Source organism: Arthrobacter sp. Y3222053, assembly GCF_059092805.1.
In genome coordinates this window covers 1-25,055 of sequence record NZ_JBNHIA010000004.1, presented here as the reverse complement: position 1 = coordinate 25,055, position 25,055 = coordinate 1, and the positions used below count along the sequence as shown (strand labels likewise).

The 25,055-nt window shown below is 71.3% G+C and carries 26 protein-coding genes; 15 read left to right on the top strand and 11 right to left on the bottom strand.

Annotation, left to right across the window (positions count from 1 at the left end; translation table 11 throughout):
• The first annotated feature begins 91 nt into the window (after window positions 1-91).
• From AC5RUW_RS11425 to AC5RUW_RS11400, 6 genes are all read left to right on the top strand, one after another.
• Window positions 92-859: an LOG family protein gene (locus AC5RUW_RS11425; RefSeq protein WP_494160836.1), complete on the top strand. Its 768-nt coding sequence runs from the start codon at window positions 92-94 to the stop codon at window positions 857-859.
• 51 nt (window positions 860-910) lie between these two features.
• Window positions 911-1,309 carry a DivIVA domain-containing protein gene (locus tag AC5RUW_RS11420; RefSeq protein ID WP_494160835.1) on the top strand — a complete coding sequence of 133 codons (399 nt, stop codon included), beginning with the start codon at window positions 911-913 and terminating at the stop codon, window positions 1,307-1,309.
• A complete protein-coding gene (locus AC5RUW_RS11415) occupies window positions 1,306-1,884 on the top strand; it encodes a DNA-3-methyladenine glycosylase I (protein WP_494160834.1) in 579 nt (192 codons plus the stop codon). Before AC5RUW_RS11420 ends, AC5RUW_RS11415 begins: the two co-directional genes overlap by 4 nt.
• Entirely contained in the window at window positions 1,874-3,097 is a 1,224-nt protein-coding gene (locus AC5RUW_RS11410) for a hypothetical protein (RefSeq protein ID WP_494160833.1), read from the top strand. Before AC5RUW_RS11415 ends, AC5RUW_RS11410 begins: the two co-directional genes overlap by 11 nt.
• Before the next feature lie 171 nt (window positions 3,098-3,268).
• The gene (locus AC5RUW_RS11405; RefSeq protein ID WP_083521353.1) at window positions 3,269-3,436 is read left to right on the top strand and encodes a DUF3117 domain-containing protein; all 168 of its coding nucleotides are present in this window, start codon (window positions 3,269-3,271) and stop codon (window positions 3,434-3,436) included.
• Between the two features lie 13 nt (window positions 3,437-3,449).
• Window positions 3,450-5,120 carry a leucyl aminopeptidase family protein gene (locus AC5RUW_RS11400; protein ID WP_494160832.1) on the top strand — a complete coding sequence of 557 codons (1,671 nt, stop codon included), beginning with the start codon at window positions 3,450-3,452 and terminating at the stop codon, window positions 5,118-5,120.
• Between the two features lies 1 nt (window position 5,121).
• Here the strand turns inward: AC5RUW_RS11400 and AC5RUW_RS11395 are convergent, their stop codons facing one another.
• Entirely contained in the window at window positions 5,122-5,757 is a 636-nt protein-coding gene (locus tag AC5RUW_RS11395; RefSeq protein WP_494160831.1) for an O-methyltransferase, read from the bottom strand.
• A 219-nt stretch (window positions 5,758-5,976) separates the two neighbouring features.
• Here AC5RUW_RS11395 and sigE point away from each other — a divergent pair, with 219 nt between their 5' ends.
• From sigE to AC5RUW_RS11380, 3 genes are all read left to right on the top strand, one after another.
• The gene (gene sigE / locus AC5RUW_RS11390) at window positions 5,977-6,585 is read left to right on the top strand and encodes an RNA polymerase sigma factor SigE (protein ID WP_494160830.1); all 609 of its coding nucleotides are present in this window, start codon (window positions 5,977-5,979) and stop codon (window positions 6,583-6,585) included.
• 4 nt (window positions 6,586-6,589) lie between these two features.
• Window positions 6,590-7,477, top strand: a complete 888-nt coding sequence (locus AC5RUW_RS11385) for a zf-HC2 domain-containing protein (protein WP_494160829.1) — start codon at window positions 6,590-6,592, stop codon at window positions 7,475-7,477.
• A gap of 62 nt (window positions 7,478-7,539) precedes the next feature.
• Window positions 7,540-7,989 (top strand): twin-arginine translocase TatA/TatE family subunit, encoded by a 450-nt coding sequence (locus AC5RUW_RS11380; protein ID WP_494160828.1) that lies wholly within the window; start codon window positions 7,540-7,542, stop codon window positions 7,987-7,989.
• 13 nt (window positions 7,990-8,002) lie between these two features.
• On the opposite strand, the gene AC5RUW_RS11375 is transcribed toward AC5RUW_RS11380, so the two are convergent.
• The 3 genes from AC5RUW_RS11375 to AC5RUW_RS11365 are packed head-to-tail and all read right to left on the bottom strand — an operon-like array spanning window position 8,003 to window position 10,942.
• Window positions 8,003-9,124, bottom strand: coding sequence for an Mrp/NBP35 family ATP-binding protein (locus tag AC5RUW_RS11375; RefSeq protein ID WP_494160827.1), 1,122 nt, complete (start codon window positions 9,122-9,124; stop codon window positions 8,003-8,005).
• Window positions 9,121-9,666 carry a DUF1003 domain-containing protein gene (locus tag AC5RUW_RS11370; protein ID WP_494005492.1) on the bottom strand — a complete coding sequence of 182 codons (546 nt, stop codon included), beginning with the start codon at window positions 9,664-9,666 and terminating at the stop codon, window positions 9,121-9,123. Before AC5RUW_RS11370 ends, AC5RUW_RS11375 begins: the two co-directional genes overlap by 4 nt.
• The gene (locus AC5RUW_RS11365) at window positions 9,659-10,942 is read right to left on the bottom strand and encodes a magnesium transporter MgtE N-terminal domain-containing protein (RefSeq protein ID WP_494160826.1); all 1,284 of its coding nucleotides are present in this window, start codon (window positions 10,940-10,942) and stop codon (window positions 9,659-9,661) included. The genes AC5RUW_RS11370 and AC5RUW_RS11365 overlap by 8 nt, the downstream gene beginning before the upstream one ends.
• A 119-nt stretch (window positions 10,943-11,061) precedes the next feature.
• On the opposite strand from AC5RUW_RS11365, the gene AC5RUW_RS11360 reads away from it, so the two are divergent.
• The gene (locus AC5RUW_RS11360) at window positions 11,062-12,180 is read left to right on the top strand and encodes a YflT domain-containing protein (RefSeq protein ID WP_494160825.1); all 1,119 of its coding nucleotides are present in this window, start codon (window positions 11,062-11,064) and stop codon (window positions 12,178-12,180) included.
• 135 nt (window positions 12,181-12,315) lie between these two features.
• Here AC5RUW_RS11360 and AC5RUW_RS11355 read toward each other — a convergent pair whose 3' ends face one another.
• A complete protein-coding gene (locus AC5RUW_RS11355) occupies window positions 12,316-13,863 on the bottom strand; it encodes an aminopeptidase P family protein (protein WP_494161057.1) in 1,548 nt (515 codons plus the stop codon).
• A 123-nt stretch (window positions 13,864-13,986) separates the two neighbouring features.
• Here AC5RUW_RS11355 and AC5RUW_RS11350 point away from each other — a divergent pair, with 123 nt between their 5' ends.
• Window positions 13,987-14,835, top strand: coding sequence for a PHP domain-containing protein (locus tag AC5RUW_RS11350; RefSeq protein WP_494160824.1), 849 nt, complete (start codon window positions 13,987-13,989; stop codon window positions 14,833-14,835).
• 16 nt (window positions 14,836-14,851) lie between these two features.
• On the opposite strand, the gene AC5RUW_RS11345 is transcribed toward AC5RUW_RS11350, so the two are convergent.
• Together AC5RUW_RS11345 and AC5RUW_RS11340 are read right to left on the bottom strand one after the other, a co-directional pair.
• Window positions 14,852-15,754, bottom strand: coding sequence for a DNA-methyltransferase (locus AC5RUW_RS11345; protein ID WP_494160823.1), 903 nt, complete (start codon window positions 15,752-15,754; stop codon window positions 14,852-14,854).
• Window positions 15,755-15,766: 12 nt separating this feature from the next.
• Window positions 15,767-17,419, bottom strand: coding sequence for a DEAD/DEAH box helicase (locus AC5RUW_RS11340; RefSeq protein WP_494161056.1), 1,653 nt, complete (start codon window positions 17,417-17,419; stop codon window positions 15,767-15,769).
• 399 nt (window positions 17,420-17,818) lie between these two features.
• Here AC5RUW_RS11340 and AC5RUW_RS11335 point away from each other — a divergent pair, with 399 nt between their 5' ends.
• On the top strand, window positions 17,819-18,898 hold the full coding sequence (locus AC5RUW_RS11335) for an SGNH/GDSL hydrolase family protein (RefSeq protein WP_494160822.1): 1,080 nt from the start codon (window positions 17,819-17,821) through the stop codon (window positions 18,896-18,898).
• A gap of 47 nt (window positions 18,899-18,945) precedes the next feature.
• Here AC5RUW_RS11335 and AC5RUW_RS11330 read toward each other — a convergent pair whose 3' ends face one another.
• Genes AC5RUW_RS11330 through AC5RUW_RS11320 form a run of 3 tightly spaced genes read right to left on the bottom strand, consistent with a single transcriptional unit; the run spans window position 18,946 to window position 20,161 of the window.
• Complete coding sequence (locus AC5RUW_RS11330) at window positions 18,946-19,248, bottom strand: hypothetical protein (protein ID WP_494160821.1); 303 nt, start codon at window positions 19,246-19,248, stop codon at window positions 18,946-18,948.
• Window positions 19,249-19,270: 22 nt separating this feature from the next.
• Complete coding sequence (locus tag AC5RUW_RS11325) at window positions 19,271-19,495, bottom strand: DUF3107 domain-containing protein (protein WP_494005483.1); 225 nt, start codon at window positions 19,493-19,495, stop codon at window positions 19,271-19,273.
• A gap of 51 nt (window positions 19,496-19,546) precedes the next feature.
• Entirely contained in the window at window positions 19,547-20,161 is a 615-nt protein-coding gene (locus AC5RUW_RS11320) for a TetR/AcrR family transcriptional regulator (RefSeq protein WP_494160820.1), read from the bottom strand.
• A gap of 123 nt (window positions 20,162-20,284) precedes the next feature.
• On the opposite strand from AC5RUW_RS11320, the gene moeB reads away from it, so the two are divergent.
• Window positions 20,285-21,460, top strand: coding sequence for a molybdopterin-synthase adenylyltransferase MoeB (gene moeB / locus AC5RUW_RS11315; RefSeq protein WP_494160819.1), 1,176 nt, complete (start codon window positions 20,285-20,287; stop codon window positions 21,458-21,460).
• Window positions 21,461-21,494: 34 nt separating this feature from the next.
• On the opposite strand, the gene AC5RUW_RS11310 is transcribed toward moeB, so the two are convergent.
• Window positions 21,495-22,832, bottom strand: coding sequence for a glutamyl-tRNA reductase (locus AC5RUW_RS11310; RefSeq protein WP_494160818.1), 1,338 nt, complete (start codon window positions 22,830-22,832; stop codon window positions 21,495-21,497).
• A 180-nt stretch (window positions 22,833-23,012) separates the two neighbouring features.
• Here AC5RUW_RS11310 and AC5RUW_RS11305 point away from each other — a divergent pair, with 180 nt between their 5' ends.
• Both AC5RUW_RS11305 and AC5RUW_RS11300 read left to right on the top strand, forming a co-directional pair.
• Window positions 23,013-24,365, top strand: a complete 1,353-nt coding sequence (locus AC5RUW_RS11305) for a TetR/AcrR family transcriptional regulator (protein ID WP_494160817.1) — start codon at window positions 23,013-23,015, stop codon at window positions 24,363-24,365.
• Between the two features lie 115 nt (window positions 24,366-24,480).
• A partial coding sequence (locus AC5RUW_RS11300) for a helix-turn-helix domain-containing protein (RefSeq protein ID WP_494160816.1) occupies window positions 24,481-25,055 on the top strand: 575 nt, incomplete at its 3' end.

Genomic DNA, 25,055 nt, shown 5'->3' with positions numbered 1-25,055 from the left:
ACGCAAGAGAAACCAAAGCCGGGCCGGGGCGGGCCGGGCGCCGGCGCCTCCGGCAGTGGGGCGGCCCACAGGCAGCCGTTAGCCTAGGGGCATGGCGATAAGTAACGAAGACCGGCCGACCCGTGACCAGGCGCGGCGGCGGGGACCGGTGGAACTGCGACGCCGCGAGGCGCGCGCTCCGCAGTCCGATCGGTTCCTGCTCGACTCCCAGGACGGCGGAGGGTTCACCCATACCGACCCCTGGCGGGTCCTGCGGATCCAGAGTGAATTCGTTGAAGGCTTCGGCACCCTCTCCGAGCTGGGGCCCGCGGTCAGCGTCTTCGGTTCGGCCCGCACCCAGCCGGGCTCCCGCTGGTACCGCATGGGCGAGGAGGTGGGGCGCCTGCTGGCGGAGGCCGGACTGGCGGTGATCACCGGCGGCGGGCCGGGATCCATGGAGGCCGCCAACAAGGGCGCCGTCACCGGCGGCGGCACCTCGGTGGGGCTGGGCATCGAACTGCCGTTCGAGACCGGCCTGAATGAATGGGTGGACCTGGGCATCAACTTCCGTTACTTCTTCGTCCGGAAGACGATGTTCGTCAAGTACGCCCAGGGATTCATCGTGCTGCCGGGCGGCTTCGGCACGCTGGATGAGCTGTTTGAAGCCATGACGCTGGTCCAGACCCAGAAGGTCACCAGCTTCCCGATCGTGCTCATGGGCAGTTCCTTCTGGGGTCCGCTGCTCGACTGGGTGCGGAACACCCTCGAAGCCGAGGGGATGGTGTCTGTCTCCGACCTGTCCCTGCTGCACCTGGTGGATGATCCCGCCGAAGCGGTGCGGATCATCCTTGAGGACAGCGCCGGGCACCAGTCCCCCTGACCGCCCGGTGCGCTTCAGGGGGCGCCCGCGCGGATCTGGCACGATGGTCCGGTGACCTACTTCCTGCTCTTTGTCGCAGTCATCGTTGCCGGGGCGGTTGCCGTTCTGGCTGCGGGCCCGCGCCGTGCTGACCGGGCCGCCGGGGGTCCGTCCCGGGTCCAAAGGTTCGGGCGGGACGCCGTGCCGGCGCTCGCCGAGCCGGATCCGCGGCTGCCGGCCGTCCTGCTGCCCGCGCATCCGGCGGCCGCAGACGTCGCGGACCTGCGGTTCTCCGTGGCGTTCCGCGGCTATCGCATGGACCAGGTGGACGAAGTGCTGACCCGGCTGGCCGCCGCGCTCGCCGAACGCGACGAGCTGATCATCCGGCTGGGCGGGACACCCGATGCCCGTGTGGACAGCGCCCGGCATGGAACCGGCCGCCCGCGGCCCGGCGGGCAGGAGCAGGCATGAGCGACGCCGTTCCCGGCCCGGACGGGCGCCTGCGCTGCCCCTGGGCGGTCGGCCCCGAGGACTACACCGCCTACCACGACACGGAGTGGGGCCGGGAGGTCCGCGGCGAGGCGGCCCTGTTCGAGCGCCTGAGCCTTGAGGGTTTCCAGGCCGGACTGAGCTGGCTGACGATCCTGCGCAAGCGTGAGGCCTTCCGGGCGGCTTTCGCCGGATTCGAACCGGCCGACGTCGCTGCGTTCACCGCCGAGGACGTCGAGCGGCTGATGAACGAGTCCGGGATCGTGCGCAACCGCGCCAAGATCGAAGCGGTGATCGGCAATGCCCGGGCCCTGCTGGCCCTGCCGGCAAATGAGACCCTGGCCGGGCTGCTGCAGGCCCACCGCCCGCCGGCCCGGGCAGCAGCCCCGGCCCTGGCCGAGATTCCGGCCAGCACTCCTGAATCCACCGCCCTGGCGCGGGACCTGCGCCGGCGCGGTTTCCGGTTCGTCGGGCCCACGACGGCCTACGCGATGATGCAGGCCACCGGATACGTGAACGACCACGTCGCGGGATGCTGGGTGCGCGATGCCGGCTGAGGCTCCGACCCCGGTCCATCGGCTGATCGGCGGCGGTGTCCGTTCGGCGTCGGCGGCGTTCCTCCGCCTGCCCTGGTATCTGCAGGTCCTCGCCCTGTGGGCCGGCGCGCGCGCCTTCTCCGCCGGAGTCTTCCTCGCCGTCGCCGCCCGGCAGGGCGAGAACCCCTGGTGGGGGCCCTCGCCCGGGTACCTGGAGTTCATCGACATCTGGGACAGCGAGTGGTACCGGCGCATCCACGACGGCGGGTATCCCTCGGCGGTGCCCCGCGCCGCGGACGGCACCGCCATGGAGAACGAGTGGGCCTTCTACGCCCTGTTCCCGCTGGTGGTGCGGCTCCTCACCTCCCTGGGCCTGGGCTGGTCCGCTGCCGGCGCGCTGGTGGCGACGGCCTGCGGTTTCGGAGCGGCGCTGCTGATCTACCGGCTCTTTCGGCTGCGGGCCGGCCACGGCGACGCGCTGTGGGGCACCGCCCTGGTGGCGGTGCTGCCCGTTTCGCCCATCCTCCAGGTGCCGTACGCCGAGTCGCTGAACCTGCTGCTGCTGGCCGGCGCCCTCTACCTGCTGGTCAGCGGGAGGTACCTGGCGGCGCTGCCGGTCGTGGCCCTGATGTGTCTGTCCCGCCCGGTCGGCGTGCCGTTCGCGGCCGCCGTCGGCATCCTCTTCGTGCTCCGCTGGCTGCGTCGCGGGCGCACCCCCTTTCCCTGGCGGGACGCCTGGCGGCTGGGACTGCTCGCCGTTTTCTCCTGTGCCGCCGCGCTTGCCTGGCCGGTCATCGCGTGGCTGGGCACCGGGGACCTGCTGGCCTACACCGACACCGAGGCGGCCTGGCGGGGCGGAAACCTTGTCCCGTTCCGGCCCTGGCTGGACATGGCCGGCCTGCTCTTCGGCGGCGCCGGGCCGGCCGTGCTGGGGCTGCTGGTGGTGCTCGGGATCCTGGCGTTCACCAGCGCACCGGTCCGTCGGCTGGGCCCGGAGCTCGCCCTGTTCTGCGCGTGCTACGCCCTCTACCTGTTCGTGTTCCTGAACCCGCAGACCAGCACCTTCCGGCTGCTGCTGCCGCTGTTTCCGCTGGCGCTTGCCGTTGTCATGCTCAGTCCCTCCCGGGCCTACCGCTGGAGCCTGGCCGGGGCCTGCCTTGCGCTGCAGGTGGTGTGGGTGACCTGGCTGTGGCGTTTCACCGCGCTGCCCGGGGGCGGCGACTACCCGCCCTGATCCCCGCGCGGAAGGACGGCGCGGCAGGCCGGCACGCTGTGGCCCGCGACACACCAGATTTCGTCCGGCACGGTGATGTACGGAATAATGGAGTCAATCGCCGTGCTCCGAGCCCGGCGGCAGAAGATAACGGGTGACTCGGGGGAGCACCTTGAAAGGGGAACTTCGAACATGGCCGCGATGAAACCGCGTACGGGTGACGGACCGATGGAGGTCACCAAAGAAGGGCGCAGCCTGATCCTGCGCGTGCCCATCGACGGCGGCGGGCGGCTGGTGGTCGAGCTGAACGCCGAGGAAGCCGGCAAGCTGAAGGAATGCCTGCTGGGGGTCACGGGTTAGGCAGGCCCGGTACATGCAGCGCAGGACGAAGGGAACCACGGCCCGGGGCGCGGGAGGATCAGCGCGCCGGGCCGGCGACGCCGCATTGGCCGAAGTGACGGTGCTGCCCAGCCTGCATCCGTCCCGCAGCGGCCCGATGAGCGGCAGCGGGCTTGAGCCGCTGCCTGCCGAGGACGTGGATGTCCTCGCCGTCGCCGTCGCCCCTTCCCCGGATCCGGACCATGAGGAGGACGGCGACGGCGGCGCAGCGCGCCCGGTGCCCGAACCCCGCCTCGGCGCGGTCGAAGCCGCGGTGCGGTACGGCGCCGACGCCGCCGCCCGGGCCCTGGCCGCGGGCATGTCGGGCCGGGCCGGAGAGCTGCTGGTGATTGAACCGCCGCGGGGGAGGACCGACCTGCCCGCACGCCTGTTCCTGGTCGGGACAGGAGATGAGAGCCCGGCGGCGCTGCGCCGCGCAGGGGCTGCGCTGGCCCGCGCCACGCTCGGGGCCGGACGGATCCGCACCACCGTGGTCGACGGGCTTGAGCCGGACCGGCAGCGGGCCTTCGTGGAGGGCTTCCAGCTGGGCGGCTACCGGGTTCCCTCCGCCGCGGCGGCCGCCGGCCCGGAGATCGCCGAACGGCTGGAGGTCACCGGCCTGGACCCGGATGCCGCACAGCGCGCGGACGCCACGGCCCGGGCCGTGTGGCTGGCCCGCGACCTGACGAACACCCCGCCCAACACCGCCACGCCGGCCTGGCTGGCGGAGCAGGCGGAAGCGGCGGGCCTGGCAGCCGGCCTGGAGACCGAGGTCCTGGGCCCGGACGAGCTGCGCGCCCGCGGATTCGGCGGCCTGCTGGCCGTGGGGGCGGGCTCCGTCCATCCGCCCCGCCTGGCGCGCCTGAGCTACCGCCCGCAGCAGGCTGACGGCACCGAACTGCCCCACCTGGTGCTGGTGGGCAAGGGCATCAGCTTCGACTCCGGCGGCTTGTCGCTGAAGCCGCGCGACTCCATGATGAGCATGAAGACCGACATGGCCGGCGCCGCCGTCGCGCTGGCGGTGGTGCAGGCAGCCGCCGCACTGAGGCTCCCGGTCCGGATCACTTCGGTGCTGGCGCTGGCGGAGAACCTGCCCGGTGCGGACGCCTACCGGCCCGGCGACGTCGTCCGCACCTTCGACGGGACGACGGTGGAAATCGGGAACACCGATGCCGAGGGCCGGATCGTTCTCGCCGACGCGCTGGCCTGGGCCGCGCAGGAACTGGAACCGGACCTGCTCGTGGACATCGCCACGCTGACCGGAGCCGCCCAGCTGGGCCTGGGCAACCGGTACGGCGCGCTGTTCGGCAGTGAAAGCCATGTGCTCGACGCGCTTGTGGAAGCAGGGGAACGCTCCGGTGAACCGCTGTGGCCCCTGCCGCTGGTCCCCGAATACGCGGCGGTGCTGGACTCCGCCGTGGCCGATACCGGCCATGTCGCCCCGCCCGGGGCGAAGGTCGGCGGAGGGGCGATCATCGCCGCGCTGTTCCTGCAGAAATTCACAGGCGGGGCGCCGTGGGCACATCTGGATATCGCCGGTCCGGCGCGGGCCGGCGCGGATCAGGCCGAGAACCCCAAGGGGGCCACCGGCTTCGGGACCCGGGTCCTGCTGTCGTACCTGGAGACCCTCGCCGTGGGCCCGGGACAGCGGGGCCGGACGGACTGAGTCAGGCGGTCTTGACGGCGAGCAGCAGGCCGTCGCCCGTGGGCAGCAGCGCCGTGACCAGCCGGTCGTCCTCCCGCACGGCCCGCCCCACCTGGCGCATCACCGTTGTCGAGGCCTCCCGCACCGCCGGCTCGGCGACCCTGCCGTGGTCCAGCGCGTCGTTGACCACGAGCAGGCCGCCGCGCTTGAGCAGCCGGACGCCCTGGTCCACGTAACGTGGGAAGTTGGGCTTGTCGGCATCAATAAAGACCATGTCGTACGCGCCGTCGGTCAGCCGGGGCAGTACGTCCGCCGCGCGCCCGGAGATGGTCCGGGTCCGGTTGCCCGGAATGCCGGCCTCAGCGTAGGCCTCCCGCGCCGCCCGCAGGTGGTCGACGTCGACGTCAATGGTGGTCAGCACCGAGTTGCGGCCCAGTCCGCGAAGCAGGCACACCCCGGAGACCCCGGCGCCCGTGCCGACCTCCACCACGGTCTGCGCCTTGGAGGCCGCGGCCAGGACGGTCAGCGCCGCGCCCGTGCCGGTGGACACCGGCGCCACGCCGAACTCGTGGGAGCGTTCACGGGCGCGCAGCAGGACCTCATCCTCGACAGGCAGGGCCTCCGTGTAGGACCAGCTGGTCTGCTTATCGGCGCGCATCATCTTCACTTTCAGGCAGTTTCGGGAGGATCGGGAACGGTACAAAGTACAGCTCCAAGCTTACGGTGCGCGGACGCTCCCGGCCGCGCCGACGCACGCGGGGCCAGGAAGTCCTTGCCTTGAAAGGCCCGGCATGCTAACAGGCAACTCCCAGATTGTTGGTCCACCATGGACGGAGGAAATCTCACGTGGAAGCAGCCGGTTCGAGGGAGGACGATTGTGACTGTCACGCCTTCAGCGGGAGCCGTGCCGGGCACGGACCCGGGCTGGGTGCGCCCGAGCTGGGAGGAAGTCGTCCAGACGCACAGCTCCAAGGTCTACCGGCTGGCCTACCGCCTCACCGGCAACCGCCAGGACGCGGAGGACCTGACCCAGGAGGTCTTCGTACGCGTGTTCCGCTCGCTGGACCGGTTCCAGCCGGGCACCCTGGACGGCTGGCTGCACCGCATCACCACCAACCTCTTCCTGGACCAGGCCCGGCGCCGCAGCCGGATCCGCTTCGATGGGATGAGCGAAGACGCAGAAGCACGGCTGCCCAGCCAGGGCCCCGGACCGGAGCGCAGCTTCGAGTTCAACAACCTCGACGTCGATATCCAGCGTGCGCTGGAGGAGCTGCCCCCGGACTTCCGCGCCGCCGTCGTACTTTGCGACCTTGAAGGCCTGTCTTATGACGAGGTGGCCCGTGCCCTCGGCGTGAAGCTGGGCACCGTCCGCTCGCGCATCCACCGCGGCCGGAGCATGCTCAAGGACAAGCTGGCACACCGTGACCCGCAGCGCCGCTCCGCAGGCACCCGGCTGGCCCTGCCCCGGATCGCAGGAGCCAACTGATTCCATGCGCCATCCCACGCGACACCTGCGCGCGTTCGTGGACGACGAACTGCCGGATGGACGCCGCCTCGCCGTCCTGCGGCACCTGGAGCACTGCCCGTCCTGCCGCTCTGAGGTCGCCGAGGAACGGCGGCTGCGCAGCAGGCTGCGCGCGCTGAAAGTCCCGACTCCGGCCGCCGGACTGTCGGAAGGAATTCCTCCCGCGACGCCGGAGGCGCCGCGACAGGCTCCGGCCTCCGCCCGCGGAGCCCTGGCTGTCGCTGCCGGCCTCGGATTGGCCGGAGCGGCGGTGGTCGGCGGCGCCTACCTGGTGGGCAACAATGTGGGCGACGTCGCGGAGGGCCAGCGCGCCGGGCTGACGGCGGGCTGGGCACAGGCCAGCACCCAGCAGGAGCTTGGCCCGGACGCGCTCCAGGCGCTGCGGGCCAGCGGCTGGACCTGCCCCGAGCTGGGCGGACTTGGCCTGGAACTCGTTTCCGCGAAGGCCGTCGAAGTGGCCGGCCAGCCAGCGGTCGAACTGCAGCTGGAGGGCCGGGGCGAACGGATCACGGTATATGAGCAGCGGCCCGGTGCGCGCGGGGCAGGCGACGAAGCCGCCGTCAACGCGGTCAGCGGCCGTGCCGTGGGCGAGGACGGCTTTGTGCCGGACCCCGACTCGGTCGGTGCCCAGGTCTGGGAACATCCCGAGCAGCAGGAACTGGTGGTCCTGGCCTCGTCCAACGTCACCTACACCCTGAAATCGTCCCTTCCGGTCCGGAGCCTGCCCGAGGCCGTTCAGGAGCTGTCGCTCACCGAATCCGCGCGGCTGGTGCCGGCGAGCGGGGCGGAACAGGACATCCTGGAACGGATCCTGCGGGGCCTGCGCCTGTTCAGCGAACCGGGCGCTCCGTGAGCCCCGGCGCGGCGCCGACGGGCAACTGGCAGCGCCGACGAAGAAAGCGATAATCTGCAACAGTGTTAGGAATCAACCCCGGGGAGTTCCTCATCCTTGCCCTGCTGGCGGTGGCGATCCTCGGCCCCGAACGCCTGCCGGAGTACGCCTCCCAGCTGGCCCGCCTGGTGCGTGAACTGCGCCGGATGGCTACCGGCGCGCGCGAGCAGCTGCGCGAACAGGTCGGCCCAGAGATCGACGAGGTCGACTGGCGCAAGCTTGACCCGCGGCAATACGATCCCCGGCGCATCATCAAGGAAGCCCTGCTGGACGACGTCGAAGACGCTATCCGTCCGGCCTCGTCTCCGCTCCGCCCGGCCACCCGCACCGCCGTGGCGGGTACCAGGCCCGCCGCCGGCGCAGCAGCGGCACCGGCGGCAGCGGCCGCGGCGTCGGCAGCCATGGCACCGGTGCGGCGCATCGAGCGGCTGGAGCCGGGAACGCCGGCCCCGTTCGACACTGAGGCCACCTAGGAGCGGCTGAAGGTCAGCTGGGCGTGACGCCCAGGTTCAGGCCCGCAAGGCCCCGGGGGCGGCGGGCGAGCTGATCGGCAATACGGCGCAGCTCGGCGCCCGCCGCGGAATCCTCCTCCAGCACTGCGGGGGAGCCGGCGTCGCCGCCCTCGCGCAGCCGGACGTCCAGCGGAATGCTGCCCAGCAGGGGCACATCGGTGCCCAGTGCGGACGTCAGGCGGGCGGCCACCTGCCCGCCCCCGCCGGAACCGAACAGCTCCATCCGCTGGCCGTCGGGCAGCTGCAGCCAGGACATGTTCTCAATGACGCCGGAGACCTTCTGCCCGGTCTGCGCGGCAACGGTGCCGGCCCGTTCGGCGACCTCGGCGGCGGCGGCCTGCGGGGTGGTGACCACGAGGATCTCGGAACCCGGCAGCAGCTGCGCCACGGAAATGGCGATGTCGCCGGTGCCCGGCGGCAGGTCGAGGAAGAGCACGTCCAGGTCGCCGAAGAACACATCGGTGAGGAACTGCTCCAGCGCCCGGTGCAGCATCGGGCCGCGCCAGGCCACCGGCTGGTTCTCGGGCAGGAACATGCCGATGGAGATGGTCTTTACCCCGTAGGCGACCGGGGGCAGGATCATTTCGTCCACGCGGGTGGGCGGCTGCGTGATCCCCATCAGCCCGGGCACGGAGAAACCGTGCACATCCGCGTCGACGATGCCCACACGCAGCCCCAGCCGGGACATCGCCACCGCCAGGTTCACGGTCACGCTGGACTTGCCGACGCCGCCCTTGCCGCTGGCCACCGCATAGACGCGGGTCAGCGACCCGGGCCGGTTGAACGGCACGCCGCGCTCGGCGCCCGGCCCGCGCAGCTGCTCCTTGAGCCGGTTCCGCTGCTCGGGAGTCATGACGTCCATCTCCACGCGGACGTCCGTGATGCCCGGGAGTCCGGACACGGCGGCCTCGACGTCGCCGGTGATGGTCCCGCGCAGCGGGCATCCCGCCACCGTGAGCAGCACGCCGACGACGGCGGTGCCGTCGGGTTCGATGCGCACCTCCCGGACCATGCCCAGGTCGGTGATCGGGCGGCGCAGCTCCGGATCGAGGACCCCCGCCAGGGCGTGCCGGACGGCGGCTTCGGCGCCGCTCATCGGCTGCCCTCGCGGCCGCGGGAACGCCGGCCGCCGTCGTCGCGACCCTCGGCCTCGAGCAGTTCCTCCAGCAGGCCGCGGATCTCGGAGCGCACGTAGTCGCGGGTGGCGACCTCGCGCAGCGCGATCCGCAGCTCGGCGATCTCCCGGGTCAGGTATTCAGTGTCCAGCAGGTTCCGCTCGGCCCGCTCGCGGTCCTGGCGCATGGCGACGCGGTCGCGGTCGTCCTGCCGGTTCTGGGCCAGCAGCAGCAGCGGCGCCGCGTAGGACGCCTGCAGCGAGAGCATGAGGGTGAGCAGCGTGAAGCCGAGGGCCACCGAGTCGAAGCGCAGGGGTTCGGGACCCCACGTGTTCCAGAGCAGCCAGACCACACAGAACACCGTCATCCAGACCAGGAACTGCGGGGTGCCCATGAAGCGGGCGAACTTCTCCGTCGCCTGGCCGAAGGCGTCCGGGTTGGGGGAGAGCCTCGGCATCCAGCGGGTGCGGGCGGTGCGGGGCGTGTCCAGGCCCCGCGCGACGGACTTTCTCTTCTCAGCCATTGGTCCTTCCCTGCGGTCCCGCCGGAGCGTCATCGGCGGCCCGCCAGTCGTCGGGCAGCAGGTGGTCCAGGACATCGTCGACGGTCACCGCGCCGACCAGGCGGCCGCCGTCGTTCACCACCGGGAGCGAATTGAGGTTGTAGGTGGCCAGCATGCGCGAAACTTCGCTGATGCTGGCCGTGTCGAGGACGGCCTCGAGGTCGGTGTCGAGCATGTTGCCCAGGGCCTCCGGGGGAGCGGCCCGCAGCAGCTGCTGGATATGCACCACGCCGAGGTAGCGCCCGGTGGGAGTCTCCAGCGGGGGGCGGCAGACAAAGATGCAGGAGGCGAGGGCCGGAGTCAGCTCCTCCCGGCGCACGTGTGCCAGCGCCTCCGCAACGGTCGCCTCGGGAGGCAGGATCACCGGCACGGGAGTCATCAGCGACCCGGCGGTGTCCTCCTCATAGGAGAGCAGCCGGCGGACGTCGCGGGCGTCCTCCGGCTCCATCAGCTGCAGCAGCTCCTCCTTCTGCTCCTCGGGCAGCTCGTTGAGCAGGTCCGCGGCGTCGTCCGGGTCCATTTCCTCGAGCACGTCGGCAGCGCGCTCGACGTCGAGGGCCTGCAGGATCTGCACCTGGTCGTCGTCGGGCAGCTCCTGCAGGACATCGGCCAGGCGTTCATCCTGCAGCTCGGCGGCCACCTCGATACGGCGCTTGCCGCTCATCTCGTGCAGCGCCTCGGCGAAGTCGGCGGGCTTGAGGTCGTCGTGCTGGGCGACGAAGGCGGTCGCGGCCTGCGGGCCGGTGAGGTCCCAGTGCCAGGCGTCCTCCCAGTCGATGGTCAGCTCCTCACCGCGGCGGCGGCCGCGCAGCAGCCGGGGACCGTCCTGCAGCCGGCGCACGAAGAGCGCGGAGACGTGCCAGTCTCCGGCGCGGTTCTGCTCGATGGCAATGTCCTCGATCGCGGCCTCGCCGCTGCCGTCCTTGAGCACCACCCTGCGGTCGAAGAGCTCGGCGACGACCAGGGTCTCCGCGCCGCGCTGCTCGAACCGGCGCAGATTGACCAGCCCGGTGCAGATGATCTGCCCGGGATCCATGCTGGTGATCCGGGTGATGGGCACGAAGACCCGTTTTCGGCCCGGAACCTCGACGACGATCCCCACCGCCTGCGGCCGGCGGCCGGGGCCGCGGTCCAGCACCACGGCGTCGCGCAGCCGGCCCAGGCGGTCTCCGAGCGGGTCGAAGACGTCCAGGCCCAGCAGCCGGGCAACGAAGACGCGGGTCGGATTTGAGCTCACGCTATTAGGCTACTTTGAAGGCACCTCCAACGCCGTATCGCGGTCCCCGGGCACCGGGTACGCGTTCACTGCCAGCGATCGCGGCCCCCGCCAGGGCCGAAGTGCGAAAGAATGGACGAATGTCGAACCTATTTGCCGCCGGAAGTCCCCGCGACCAGGGCCGCAGCCTGCCTCGCGGAGAGGTTGTCGGCCGCTACACCGCCTATCTCGACGCCCAGAAGGCGGTGGACTACCTCGCGGACAGCAAGTTCGCCGTGCAGAACGTGTCCATTGTCGGCAACGACCTGAAGACCGTGGAGCGGGTGACCGGGCGGCTCAGCTACCCCCGGGTTGCGCTGTCGAGCGCGCTCACCGGCGCCTGGTTCGGCTTGTTCGTGGGCCTGGTCCTTTCGCTCTTCGGTGGTGCCCCCGCCCTCGGATCGCTGGGCCCGACCATCGCGCTCGGCGCGGTGTTCTGGCTGCTGTTTGGAGTCATCGGATACGCCCTGCAGCGCGGGCGCCGGGACTTCACCTCCACCAGCCAGGTGATCGCCACCAGCTATGACGTCATTGTCGCCCCCGAGGCCGCCGGGGAGGCACGCCGCCTGCTGGCGCAGCTGCCGATGGTCGGGCAGGCCGGCCATCCGGCGCCGCAGGGCCAGCAGCCGCACCAGCAGCCGCACCAGCAGCCGTACGGCCAGCCGGGGTACGGCCAGGGCCAACCGGGGCAGCCGCCGTACGGCCAGGGCCAGCCGCCGTACGGCCAGGGCCAGCCGCCGTACGGGCAGGGCCAGCCGCAGTACGGGCAGCCGGGCCAGCCCGGGCCCGCGCCCCAGGGGCAGCCGCAGGCTCCGGAACGTCCTGCCGGATGGCAGGATCCCTACGCAGCCTCCGGCCAGGGCGCACACGCAGCAGGCGCTGCCGAGGCACCGGCGCCCTCGGCCGGTGAAGCCCGCAAGGGCCGGTTCCCCGACCTGCCCGACGGCCGTCCGCGGTACGGGGTGCGCCTCGACGCGCAGGGCCGTCCCATCGGGCCGAACAGCGGGCAGCAGGCTGCCGCAGGGGCTCCGCAGGGAGCTGTCGACGATGCTCCCATGGGCGATGCCGCCGAGGATGCCTCCCGGGGCAGCGCCGCTGCGGACAGCGGGCAGGGACGGTCCGGCGGGGCCTCCTCGCCGGAGTACCCGCAGGACAGCCGCGCGGAGCAGCAGGCGCCCGAGGCGGGATCCCCGGAGGACAGCGGCGCGCAGCAGCGCTGACCGGGGGCCGGATCACCGAGCGCCCGGCTCCCGGAGCCAAGAAAAGAGGAGGGCCGCACCCCAACGGGTGCGGCCCTCCTCTTGTCCGGCGCAGACGGCCCGGTTCAGCGGGCCTGAAAGACGCTGCCCGGGCCCCTACTGGTCGGCGGCGTAGATCCCGGCCATCCAGTCCTCGACCTCGTCCGGAGTGCGGGGGAGGGCCGAACTGAGGTTCACGGGACCGTCGGCGGTGATCAGCACATCGTCCTCGATCCGGACGCCGATGCCCCGGTACTCCTCGGGAACGGTGAGGTCCTCCTCCTTGAAGTACAGACCCGGCTCGATGGTGAAGACCATTCCCTCGGTGATCGTCCCGTCCAGGTACAGGTCCCGGCGGGCCTGGGCGCAGTCATGCACGTCCAGGCCGAGGTGGTGGCTGGTGCCGTGCGGCATCCACCGGCGGTGCTGCTGGCCGGCATCGGACAGGGCCTCCTCCAGCGGTACCGGCAGCACGCCCCACTCCGCGAGGCGCTCGGCCAAGACGCGGACGGCCGCGGCGTGCACATCGCGGAACTTAGCCCCCGGGACCGCGGCGGCGAAACCGGCATCGGCGGCGTCAAGCACCGCCTGGTAGACCCGGCGCTGCACCTCGGTGTACCTGCCGTTGACCGGCAGGGTGCGGGTGATGTCGGCGGTGTACAGGCTCTCGGCCTCGACTCCCGCGTCCAGCAGCAGCAGCTCCCCGGCCCGGACCTGGCCGTTGTTCCGGATCCAGTGCAGCACGGTGGCGTTGTTTCCGGCGGCGGCGATGGTGTCGTAGCCGAGGTCGTTGCCTTCCTCGCGGGCCCGGGCGAAGAAGACGCCTTCCACGACGCGCTCACCGCGGGGATGGGTGATCGCGCGCGGCAGGGCCTTCACGACCTCGGTGAAGCCGTTGACGGTGGCCGCCACGGCCTCGCGCATCTGCTCGATCTCCCACTCGTCCTTCACCAACCGCAGCTCGGACAGCGCTTCGGCCAGCTCGTCATCGCGGGCGTCGAAGACGCCCAGGTCGAGGTTCTCGGGGTCGGGGGCGGTGTTGTAGCGGACCGTGTCGACCAGGGCGTCGACCATCTCGTCGACCTTGCGCAGCAGGCGCACGGAGATGCCGCCGAAGGCCGGCTCGCCGACGTTGCCGGCGATGGCGGTCTCGGCCTCGTCCAGGTGCCGGGTGGGCAGGTCCAGCAGGGCGCTGACCTCCGCCAGGTTCAGCCGGTCGCCGATCCAGAAGGAGCCGTAGCGCGCGTTGGAGTAGAACTCCTCGCTGTCGGTGCCGGCCAGCGGACGGAAGTAGAGGGTGGCGGTGTGGTTGCCGCCGTCGTCGCCCGTGCCCTCGGCCACCGGCTCCAGCACCAGCACGGCGTCCGGCTCGTGGTCCAGGCCGAGGCCGGTCATGTGCGCAAAGCCGGAGTGCGGGCGGAACCGGTAGTCGGTGTCGTTCGAGCGGACCTTCAGCGGGCCGGCGGGGATCACCAGGCGCTCGCCGGGGAAGCGGCGGGAGAGCGCGAGGCGGCGCTGCCGGGCGTAGCCGGCGACGGCGGCCCGCGGCGGCAGCTCGGCGCTGCGCTCGGCCCAGCCCGAGGCCATGAACTCCTTGAAGGCCTCGGAGGAGGGGCGCTGGGAACGGTTGTTCACGCGGTCGCCCAGCGGCTGCCCCTCGGACATCTCTTCGGTCTCGGCGGCGGTCGACGGCAGGGAAGTGGCTTCGTTGTTCACGCCTCCCATGCTCTCACCGGCCCGCGGCGCGGACAAACACCCCCGGGCCGGGCGGACGCGTAGATTGGGAGGGTGAACATCGATTTGCACACGCATTCCACGGTGTCCGACGGCACTGAATCCCCGGCCGACGTCGTCCGGGCAGCTGCACGGGCAGGCCTGTCCGCGCTGGCGCTGACGGACCACGACTCCACCGCCGGCTGGGCCGAGGCCGCCGACGCCGCCGGACGGGAACAGCTCACCCTCATACCCGGCATGGAGATCTCCTGCCGCACCGCCGAGGGCATCAGCGTGCACCTGCTCTCCTACCTGCACGATCCGGAGCACCCCGGCCTGCTCGAGGAGATCGCCCGGTCCCGCGCCGCCCGCGAGACCCGGGCCGAAGTCATGGTCCGCCGGCTTGCCGAGGACTTTCCCATCGACTGGGAGCTGGTGCAGGAGCATGTGGCACCCGGAGCCACGATCGGGCGGCCGCACATTGCCGACGCGCTGGTCAGTGCAGGAGTGGTGCCGAGCCGGTCGGCGGCGTTCGCCGGGATCCTCACCGCCCGCTCCCGGTACTTCGTTGCCCACTATGCGCCCGACCCGGCACGGGCGGTGGAACTGGTACGCGCCGCGGGCGGCGTGCCGGTCTTCGCCCATCCGGTGGCGACGGCGCGCGGCCGGGTGGTCGGTGAGCGCACCTACCGGGACATGATCGACGCCGGGCTGCTCGGCGTCGAGGTGGACCACCGCGACAATCCGGAGGAGGGCCGGGCCTTCCTCCGCACCCTGGCCCGCGAGCATTCGCTGCTGGTCACAGGTTCAAGCGACTACCACGGCACCGGAAAGCCGAACCGCCTGGGCGAGAACACCACGGCCCCGGCCGTCCTGGAGCGGATCCTGGAACTGGGGACGGGAAGCCGTCCCGTCCTGCCCTGAGGCGGACCCTTCCTGCCTAACCGGCAGGCAGGGCCTCCGGCAGGGGCGGGCGCGAGTCCCAGTCGACGACGTCGGCCTTGCCGGCCAGCCTGGCGGCCATGACCTCCACGGCCGCCGGATTCGAATCGACCAGCACGAAGCGTCGGTCCATCTTTGCAGCCACGGCGCCCAGGGTTCCGGAGCCGGCGAAGAAGTCCAGCACCCAATCACCAGGCCGGCTGCTGGCCGCAACCGCCCGGCGGATCAGGCCCTCGGGCTTCTGGGTCGGGTAGCCGGTCTTCTCCCGCCCGGTGGGGGAGACGATGGTGTGCCACCAGACGTCGGTGGGCAGCTTGCCGAGGGCCGCCTTCTCCGGGGTCACCAGGCCGGGGGCCATGTACGGCTCCCGGTCCACCTCGCTGTTGTCGAAGTGGTAGCGGTCGGGGTTCTTGACGTACACGAGGATGTTGTCGTGCTTGGCCGGCCACCGGTTCTTGGCCCGGCCGCCGTAGTCGTAGGCCCAGATGACCTCGTTCAGGAAACAGTCCCGGCCGAAAAGGGCATCAAGCATGACCTTCACGTAGTGCACTTCACGGTAGTCAAGGTGCACGTACAGCGTGCCGTCGTCGGCCAGCAGCCGCCAAGCTTCGGCGAGCCGGGGCTCCAGGAAGGCCCAGTAGTCCTCGAAGGCGTCGTCGTACTTGGTGAGCAGGCCCTTGACCGTGGAATAGCTGCGGCCCTTGAAGCCGGTGCGGTCACCCGTACCGTCGACGCTGCGGACCATGGTGGTCTGCTGGCGGCGCTGGACCCGCCCCGTGTTGAAGGGCGGGTCCACGTAGATCAGCGTGAAGGCACCGTCGGGCAGGCTCGGCAGGAAGTCCGCGTTGTCGGCGTGGACCACGAGCGAGCCGCCGTCGGGATCGAAAAGCGTTCCGCCCATGGGCCGGATCGGCTACTCGCCGGCGGGACGCTGCTGCACCACTTCGCCGTTGCGGCGGCGGGTGCGGCTGCGGCGGCGGCGGGGACGCTCGGTGCGGGCCTCGTCGGAAGCCGCGGGCGCCTCGGCGGGAGCGCCGTCGGCGGCTGCGGCGTCGGTGGCTGCGGCCCGCGGCGCACGCTCGCTGCGGCGGCCGCCGCGGTCACGGTCGGAGCTGCGGCCGCCGCGGTCACGGTCACCGCCGCGTCCGCCACGGTCACCGCCGCGGTCTCCGCCGCGCGACCGGGACTTGCCCGTCTCGCCCAGGTCCTCGATGCGCTCGGCGTCGATGCCGGCCAGCTTGCGCTTGGCGCGGGGCAGCCTGCCCTTGGTGCCGGCCGGGATGTCCAGGTCGGTGAACAGGTGGGGCGAGGAGGAGTAGGTTTCAACAGGCTCGGGCTGGTCCATGCCCAGCGCCTTGTTGATCAGGCCCCAGCGGGGCATATCCTCCCAGTCGACGAACGTGACGGCGGTACCCTTGTTGCCGGCGCGGCCGGTGCGGCCCACGCGGTGCAGGTAGGTCTTTTCGTCTTCCGGGCACTGGTAGTTGACGACATGGGTGACGTCGTCGACGTCGATGCCGCGGGCGGCGACGTCGGTGGCGACCAGGACGTCGACCTTCTCGTTGCGGAAGGCGCGCATGGCCTGCTCGCGGGCGCCCTGGCCGAGGTCGCCGTGCAGCGCGGCGGCGGCGAAGCCCCGGTCCACGAGTTCCTCGGTAACCTTGGCGGCGGTGCGCTTGGTCTTGGTGAAGATGATCGTGCGGCCGCGTCCGGTGGCCTGCAGCAGGCGGGCAACCACTTCGATCTTGTCGAGGTGGTGGGCACGGTAGACGACCTGGCGGATGTCCTTCTTGGTCAGCCCTTCGTCCAGCGGGTCGGCTGCACGGATGTGGGTCGGCTTGGTCATGTAGCGTCGGGCCATGGCCACGACCGGGCCGGGCATGGTGGCCGAGAAGAGCAGCGTCTGGCGGACCGCCGGCACCGCGCCCATCAGGGTTTCGACGTCGGGCAGGAAGCCGAGGTCGAGCATCTCATCGGCTTCGTCCAGGACCACGATGCGCACGTTCTTCAGGCTCAGGTGGCGCTTCTGGTAGAGGTCGATGAGCCGGCCCGGGGTGCCGACGACGATCTCGACGCCGGACTGGAGGGCCTCGATCTGCGGTTCGTAGGCGCGGCCGCCGTAGATGGTGGCGATGCGGGTGCCCTTGCGGCGCGACGCGGTCTCCAGGTCGCCCGCGACCTGGACGGCCAGCTCACGGGTGGGGGCCACGATCAGGGCCTGCGGGGCGCCCGGCGCCGGCAGCTGGTCCCAGCCGTCCTCGCCGGGGGAGATGACCCGCTGCAGGGCGGGGATGCCGAAGCCGAGGGTCTTGCCGGTGCCGGTCTTGGCCTGGCCGATGATGTCATGGCCGCCCAGGGCGACGGGAAGCGTCATGGCCTGGATCGGGAAGGGGTGCAGGATGCCCGCGTCCGCCAGGGACCCGACGATGTCGTCCCGGACTCCGTAGTCCGCGAACGTTGCCTCGGGGGCGACGGCCTCGTCGGCGGCGGCGAGGGTCTCCGTGACGTCAACCTGGTCATCGCTGTCCTCGGCGTGCAGGAGGCCGTCACCTTCAAGCTGGGAAATTTCAGTGTTCAATTACATACCGTTCCGTAAGGCGCCGGGGTCTCACGCTGGGCGACGGCCGGGGGCCGGGTCAGAGCGGACAACGCGCGGGCGCATCCAGTGGAAGCCGATCGCGGGCTAACAACTGCGGGCCGCGCGCCGGTGGCGGCGGCCGGAAAATCAAGATCGCGTAGGTATTGCGGGTCGGGGCGGCGTACGTGCCGGCGTGGGCCGGAATCGTAAGCCGCCGCCGTTCCTTATCCATGGGGATTAAAGAATCTGACGACCGGGCATCCGTGTACTACACCGCCAGTCTACCCGGTGCTCTCCCGCCCGCGAAAAGGAGCGGTTCTTGGGCGCGCCCGGCCCGAATCGGTAGGGTGGGATGCCGGTGCAGTCGAGCGTTACGGGGAGATCATCATGGCAGCAGGCGCCCGCCGCCGTGTCCGCCGCCGCAACCTGCCGCTGCTGGCGGCCGCAGTCCTCGCCGTGCCGGTGCTGGCGCCGCTTTCGCCGTGGCAGCCGCCCGCACACCCGACTCCGCCGCAGCCGGTGCTGCGCACGGTCCTGCCCCGGGACCAGCCCGTGACGTCGCGGCCGATCGTCGCCGCTCCGCCGGAGGGAACGGATCGGCAGGCGTGGAACGCCCTCATGGAGTTCCGTCGGGTCCAGGCCGCGTCGGGCAGTCCGCTGGGCCCGCCGACGTCGGACATCTCCTGCCCCGCGTCCCTGGGGGCCTGCTACCAGCGCTTCCGCGGAAATGTGGTGCTCTGGCACGGCCCCACCGGCGCACGGGCGCTTCGGCCGGAGGTGTTCGAGCTGTGGAGCCGACGGGGAGTCGAGAAGCTCGGCTACCCGGTCTCCGGCGAGTATCCGGCGGGAGAGGACCGGCGCACCGACTTCCAGCGCGGGGCGCTGGTGTGGGTGCCGCGGCTGCAGCGGGTCATGGAGTTCAATCCCGGGGTGGAACAGGCCGCCGTGGTGGTGGGGGATTCCCAGGCCGGCGACCGGACCTGGATCGGGCGCGGGCTCTCGCGGCTGGGCTATACCCCCGTGGTGCGGGGGGCCGGCGGAACCGGCTACCTCAATTCCTACGCCGGCATCGACCGGTATGAAACGGCCCTCGACAGCGGGCAGTGGCTGCTGCCCGCGGGCAACCCGCCGGTCGTCGTCCTCGAGGGCGGCGGAAACGACACCGCCTACCCGGACGCTGCCATCGTCCAGGCCGCCCGCACCATGGTCCGGGACCTGCGGCAGATCTACCCGTCGTCGAAGCTGGTCATGGTGGGGGTCATCGGAGACGGCAAGGGGCGTCGGGCCGCGGTGGACCGGCTGCTGTCCCGCGTCGCCGCGGAGGAAGGCGTGCCGTTCATCAGTCCGCAGGACTGGTGGAAGCGCCACAAGCTCAAGCTCGAGGATGGACGGCACCTGAGCGATTCGGGGCACGCAGCGGCGGCGCCGGTGTTCGCCCGTGAACTTTCAGCCGTGCTGGGCGGCTGAACCGGCGGCCGGGGCCGGCGGGAGAGGGAACGGGGTAGGGGCCGGAGCTAGAGGCGCAGTGCCCGGTCGAGGTCGGCCGCGTCGCGGCGGGCGCGGCGGGGACCGGCAACGGCGGCGGCTGCCACGGCGGCGAGGGCGCCCACCGCTATGGACACCGCCCAGGTGAGCCAGTGCAGCTCGGGATGCGAGCCCAGCCCGGCGATCCGGAGCCCGACCCAGCACAGACAGCAGGCGGCCAGGGAAACGCCGGGGGCCAGGAGGACGCCGTAGCGGCTGCGGCGCCGATCCGCGCCCCAAACGGCGAAGCCCGCCGCAAGAGCGGCGGGCACCATCACGATGAGTTCAACCACACCGTTCAAGGCTGTCGTCCGTTCAGAGGGCCCCGAAGCCGACGCGGCGGACTTCCTCGGCACCGATTTCCACGTAGCCGATGACGCCGGCGGGCACCAGGATCAGCCGGCCCTTCTCGTCCTTGAGGCGCAGCTCAGTGGAATTGTTCATGGCCGCGGCCACGAGGTCGGCGACCTCGTCGGCGCTCTGCCCGGACTCGAACGCGATTTCGCGGCCGACGTTCTGGATGCCGATCTTTACTTCCACGTGGTGCCTCCTAGTAATGCTGACAAAGCAGATGCTGGTTCGAAATCTACCCTAGGTTTCCTTCGGGAAACGGCTGATTCCGCGCCAAGCTAAACGGTAGACCAGCTCGCTGGCGGCCTCGATGTCGAGGTCCCCGCCGGTTTCCAGCCAGTAGCGGGCGCTGACCTGGGCCATGCCGGCCAGGGCGCGCCCCAGCAGCTGGGCCTCCGCCGGCGGAAGCTTGGTGTCCTCGGCGATGACGCCGGCGATGCTGTTGGCGAAGCGGGCGTTGAAGGCCTCGATCCTGGCGCTGACTTCCTGGTCGCTGGTCAGGTCGGACTCGAACACCAGCCGGTGGCCCTGGCTGTCCTGCGCGACGAAGCGGAAGTAGGCGCGCATGGTCTCCCGCACCCGCTCCCGGTTGTCGGTGGTGGAGGTCAGGGCCGTGGTGAGGAACCGGGTCAGCGTTTCAAGGTGGTCCTCCAGCAGGGCGAGGTAAAGCTCCCGCTTGCCGGGGAAATGCTGGTACAGCACCGGCTTGCTGACCCGGGCCGTATCGGCGATGTCGTCCATGGCCGCTCCGTGGAAGCCGTTGCTGACAAAGACTTCCTGGGCGGCGCGCATCAGCTGCCGGCGGCGCTCCTCGCGCGGCAGGCGGGTGGTCCTGCCGGCTGGCTGGTTGCTCACGGGTGGTGCTACCTCGTCTCCTGGTGCGGGCGCCCGACGCCCGCGGCATGAAAGACCAGTCTACCCGGGGCGGCTTTTCCGGACAGCGTGCCCGACACGGCGGCAGCGCCTAGATTGGTTCTCATGACTACCGTTGCCGCCCCGGATCTGCCCGCTCTGGTCGCCCCCGGGCCCGAGCTCACCCGTGAGGAGACCGTCCGCTACTCCCGGCACCTGATCCTGCCGGGGTTTGGGGTGCAGGCGCAGCGCCGGCTGAAAAACGCCCGTGTCCTGGTGATCGGCGCCGGCGGACTGGGCTCGCCGATCCTGCTGTATCTGGCCGCCGCCGGAGTCGGGCGGATCGGCATTGTCGACGACGACACGGTCGAGGAGTCGAACCTGCAGCGCCAGGTGGTGCACGGCATGGCGGATGTGGGGCGCACCAAGGCGGAGTCCGCGCGCGCCGCCGTCCTTGAGCTGAATCCGCTGGTCCAGGTCGACCTGCATACGGTGCGGCTGGGGGCGGACAACGCCCTGGACATCCTCGCCGGCTACGACCTGGTTCTGGACGGGGCGGACAACTTCGCCACCCGCTACCTGGTCAGCGACGCCGCGGAAATCCTGGGCCTGCCGTGCGTCTGGGGATCGATCCTGCGGTTTGACGGACAGGTCAGCGTCTTCTGGTCCGGGCACGGGCCCACCTACCGGGACCTGTACCCGCAGGCTCCGCCGCCCGGCGAGGTGCCCTCCTGCGCCGAGGGCGGGGTGCTTGGGGTGCTCTGCGCCCAGATCGGCTCGGTCATGGCCAACGAGGCGATCAAGTTGATCACCGGCACCGGCACCACCCTGCTGGGCCGGCTGCTGGTGTTCGATGCGCTGGAGATGAGCTGGCGGGAAATCCGGGTGCGGCGGGATCCGGCGAGGACCCCGGTCACGGAGCTGGCGGACTACGAAGCCTTCTGCGGAATCCCGCCGCAGCCGGCGGCGGATCTGCCGGCGGTGAGCGTGGAGCAGCTGGAGGCGCTGCTGGCCGACCGGGCAGCCGGGCGCGCGGACTTCGATCTGCTGGATGTGCGGGAACCGGACGAACGCGCCATTGTCAGCATCGACGGGGCTAGGCCGGCACCCCGGGCGACGCTGCTCTCGGGCCGGTTCCAGCCGGCCAGGGACCGCCGCATCTACGTGCACTGCAAGTCAGGGGCACGCTCGGCGGAGGTGGTGCGGCACCTGCTGGAGCAGGGCTACGGGCAGGTGTGGAACGTGAGCGGCGGCATCCTGGACTGGGTGCGGCGGATCGAACCTGAAAAGCCCGTCTACTAGCCGGCGTCCGGGCCGTACCCTTCGGCCGGACGGCCTAGGCCGTGCGCGGCTCCGCGGCCGGGTCATCGCCGGCCGGGGCGTGCTCGACGGGCCCGCGGGCGGGCGCGGGGGCGTCCTCGCCCACCGTGATGCCGTACAGGGTCTCGAGGGCGCGGACGTAGTCGTCCTGGCGGCCTTCGGCGGCCAGCTCACGTGCCCGGACCGCGGGCACGTGCAGCAGCTGCTTCACCATGCGGCGCATCGCGAATTCGACTTCCTGGGCGGCACCCGTGCACCCGTGCTGGGCGCGGACCTTCTCCAGCTCCGACTCAAGGACGTCCAGGGTGTGCCGGCGCAGGGCGACGATCGCGCCGCTCAGCTCGCGGCTGAGCTGGACCTGGTTGAAGTTGCGGGCCGCCTCGGTGACGATCTCGCCGGCCTGCTTCAGGGACTCGGCCTGCTCGGCGGGTGCGGCAAGCCGCACGGACTCGAGGGTGATGAGGTCGACGCCGTCCAGTTCGCGGACCGCGGGATCGAAGTCGTGCGTCAGGGCGAGGTCGATGATGACCAGCGGGCGGTCGGCTCCTGCCCGGACCCGGCGCACGTCGTCCACGCCGACGGGGGCGTCGCTGCCGCTGCAACCGACCACGACGTCCGCGGCGGCGAGGGCGGCGCCCAGCCCGGCGCGGGACAGCGGGGTGCCGCCGCGGGTGGCCGTGAAGGACTCCGCCCGGCCGGAGGAGGACCACACCGAGACATCGGTGCAGCCGCGCTCCTTGAGCAGGGCCATGGTGGCGCCGGCGTAGGCGCCGGTGCCGAAGACCACGACCTTCTTGGCCGACCAGTCAGGCTCCAGCGACAGGTCGGTGGCCAGGTCCAGCGCGACGGACACGATGGACAGGCCGCGGCTGCCGAGCGAGGTCAGCGCGCCCACGTCCTTGGCGGTGCGCGAGGCGGTCTGGAACAGCCGGGTCAGGGTGCCGCTGGCGGTGCCCTTCTCCTGTGCCTCAATCAGCGCCCGGCGGACCTGCCCGGCGATCTCACGCTCGCCGACGACGGCGGAATCCAGCCCGGCGCCGACGGCAAACAGGTGCTTGGGGACATCCTCGCCCGTGTTGGTGGTGAAGCAGCGGGACACCGTCTCCTTGGGCAGCCCGGAGCGGGCGCTGATTTCACCCACGACGGCGGCGCGCGCCGCCTCGGCGTCGTCGTCCGAACGCGTCTCGCAGTAGATCTCGTAGCGGTTGCAGGTGGCCAGGACGACTGCCCCGGAAACCAGCTGGCCGCTGGAATCGAGCAGCGCAGCCGGGACCTCGGAGGCGCCCGCGCTAAGCCGGGCGACGGTTTCCAGGTCGACGTCGGAATGAGTCGCAGTCAGGGAAAGAAGAGCCACAATGGCTTAATACTAGCCATCGAAGCGGCCATCGACGGCATCGGGGGCGTCGTCGACGGGTGATTTGGGACGCATCCGTGCCGTCCCGACCAGCAGGAGGGCGGCAGCCGGCCGCGCTGCGTGGAAGTAGGCTGTGGGCAGAAGTGACGGAACCGACCCGAGAGCACCAGGTGGCCCCCAGTGGCACAACGCAAGACCAACCGGAGGAACCGGCAGGGCGAGCAGACCCGTACGCAGCTCCTGGAGGAGACCATGCGCCTGGCTGCGGACCACGGCTACGAGGGCACCAAGCTGTCCATGGTGCGGCGGGCGACCGGGTTGTCCGCCAGTTCCATTTACTGGCACTTTTCGGATAAGGACCAGCTCATCGCCGCCGCGCTGGAACATGCGTTCCGCGTCCAGTCTGAGTCCACGCCCAACTGGCTTGATTCCCCCGCACGGCAGCCGCGGTGCGAGGACCTGTTCAACAAGCTCCTGGCCTTCCCCTCAACGGAAAGCGAGATGGATTACTGGCGGTTCGGCCTGCAGCTGGCCGTCGTCCGCCCGCCGGAGGAGTCACCGGCCCGGGCGCGTTTCCTGGAGATCCGCAGGCAGAGCGTCGGATGGCTCGGCCGGTGGTGGGAGCGGGGATTCCCCGGGGACATGGACCAGGGCCGGGACGCCGCGCTGCTCATGGGACACTTCACCGTCGCGCTTCGGGACGGTGCGTTCATCCGGCGGCGGCACGGGCAGCGGCCCCTCGACCAGCGCAGGGTGACCTGGCTGCTCGCCTGCTGCCTGGATGCGGCCGAGATCCGCCTGACGGAACTGGCCCGGACCGTGCGGCTTGACCGTGTCCCGCCGCCCGCGCCGGCGCAGCGGGAAGCGGAGGAGGGCCAGGGCCCGCGGGAGGTTTTCCTGCGGGCCGCCGAGGAGGCCGTCGCCGAGTACGGATACGGGGGCGTCACCGTTGCCAGGGTCTGCGAGAAGGCCGGGCTGCCGCCCAGCTCGCTGTACTGGTCCTTCAAGGACAAGGACGAGCTGATCAGCACCGTCGTGGCGGGGGCCTGCCGGCGCTGGGACGCAGCCCGCCCGACGCTGGCCCCCCGCCCGGAGGACGGGGACTGGTCCAAGGTGCTGGCCGTCCAGCTGCTGCGCACCATGGACAATCTGGCGGCGGAATCCGGGGTCCTGCGGCTGGGCCTGCTGCTCCTGCTGCAGCGGGCCGCCGTCGCCGAGGCCGACCGGCGGAACCTCGAGGCGGTCCTGCAGGACATGCAGGCCATGACGGCGCAGTGGTTCCGGACCGTGCTGTCCCCGGCCCTGGACGACGACGGGCGGGCCGAACTGGCCGACTACCTTGCGGAGTGCCTGTTCATCCTTTTGGAGGGCCTGCTGCTGAGCCGCCAGATCGGCGAACGCCAGTGGGACCCGGAACTGCTGGCCGATCTCATGGGCGCTGCCCTCTACGGGGCCGCCCTGCAGGCCGAACACAGCTGCGCCGTCCCGGCCGGCAGCGGGGCCGCGGCCGGGACGGCGGTCCCGAACGGCTAAAGCGGCCTAGGTGTAGCTCTTACGGAGGTTGTGAACGGCGTGGCAAGAGTTAAATAGGCGAGGGTCTCCGGTTCGATATGGGTTACCACACTCGTATCGTCCAACGGAGACCCTCGTGACCCACGCTAACGCACCCCTGACCGAAACCGGACGACTGCGACTGGCAAAACTCGTGGTCGAGTCGGGATGGCCGCTTCGCCGGGCTGCTGAGCGGTTCAGCTGCTCACCGGCTACAGCGAAGAAATGGGCCGACAGATACCGCACCCGAGGACCATCGGGGATGCACGACCTTTCCTCGCGGCCGTTGTCCTGCCCGCATCAAACGCCTGTGCGCACCGAGCGGCGGATCATCGCGCTCCGGTTCACCCAGCTCTGGGGACCGCACCGGATCGCCCACCACCTGCACCTGCCCCGGTCCACCGTTGAGAAGGTCCTGCGCCGGTACCGCATGCCCCGGCTCTCACACCTGGATCAGTCCACCGGGCTGCCGGTCCGCCGGCCCAAACCCGTCCGCTACGAACACCAGCACCCCGGGGATCTGGTGCACGTGGACATCAAGAAGCTCGGCCGTATTCCCGCCGGCGGCGGACACCGGATGCTCGGCCGGGCCACCGGGAAACGCAACAAGACCCGGACCGAGGCCAATCGCAGGCCCGGCTACGCCTACCTACACCACGCCGTGGATGACCA

Bases quoted from the DNA above. Each gene is read 5' to 3' on its own strand.
- AC5RUW_RS11360 (WP_494160825.1), top strand. From the start codon at position 11,062: ATGTCGAACCTATTTGCCGCCGGAAGTCCCCGCGACCAGGGCCGCAGC.
- AC5RUW_RS11375 (WP_494160827.1), bottom strand. From the start codon at position 9,124: ATGAGCGGCGCCGAAGCCGCCGTCCGGCACGCCCTGGCGGGGGTCCTC.
- AC5RUW_RS11410 (WP_494160833.1), top strand. From the start codon at position 1,874: ATGCCGGCTGAGGCTCCGACCCCGGTCCATCGGCTGATCGGCGGCGGT.
- AC5RUW_RS11385 (WP_494160829.1), top strand. From the start codon at position 6,590: ATGCGCCATCCCACGCGACACCTGCGCGCGTTCGTGGACGACGAACTG.
- AC5RUW_RS11395 (WP_494160831.1), bottom strand. From the start codon at position 5,757: ATGCGCGCCGATAAGCAGACCAGCTGGTCCTACACGGAGGCCCTGCCT.
- AC5RUW_RS11355 (WP_494161057.1), bottom strand. From the start codon at position 13,863: ATGTCCGAGGGGCAGCCGCTGGGCGACCGCGTGAACAACCGTTCCCAG.
- AC5RUW_RS11370 (WP_494005492.1), bottom strand. From the start codon at position 9,666: ATGGCTGAGAAGAGAAAGTCCGTCGCGCGGGGCCTGGACACGCCCCGC.
- AC5RUW_RS11345 (WP_494160823.1), bottom strand. From the start codon at position 15,754: ATGGGCGGAACGCTTTTCGATCCCGACGGCGGCTCGCTCGTGGTCCAC.
- AC5RUW_RS11335 (WP_494160822.1), top strand. From the start codon at position 17,819: ATGGCAGCAGGCGCCCGCCGCCGTGTCCGCCGCCGCAACCTGCCGCTG.
- AC5RUW_RS11425 (WP_494160836.1), top strand. From the start codon at position 92: ATGGCGATAAGTAACGAAGACCGGCCGACCCGTGACCAGGCGCGGCGG.
- AC5RUW_RS11405 (WP_083521353.1), top strand. From the start codon at position 3,269: ATGGCCGCGATGAAACCGCGTACGGGTGACGGACCGATGGAGGTCACC.
- AC5RUW_RS11400 (WP_494160832.1), top strand. From the start codon at position 3,450: ATGCAGCGCAGGACGAAGGGAACCACGGCCCGGGGCGCGGGAGGATCA.
- moeB (WP_494160819.1), top strand. From the start codon at position 20,285: ATGACTACCGTTGCCGCCCCGGATCTGCCCGCTCTGGTCGCCCCCGGG.
- AC5RUW_RS11415 (WP_494160834.1), top strand. From the start codon at position 1,306: ATGAGCGACGCCGTTCCCGGCCCGGACGGGCGCCTGCGCTGCCCCTGG.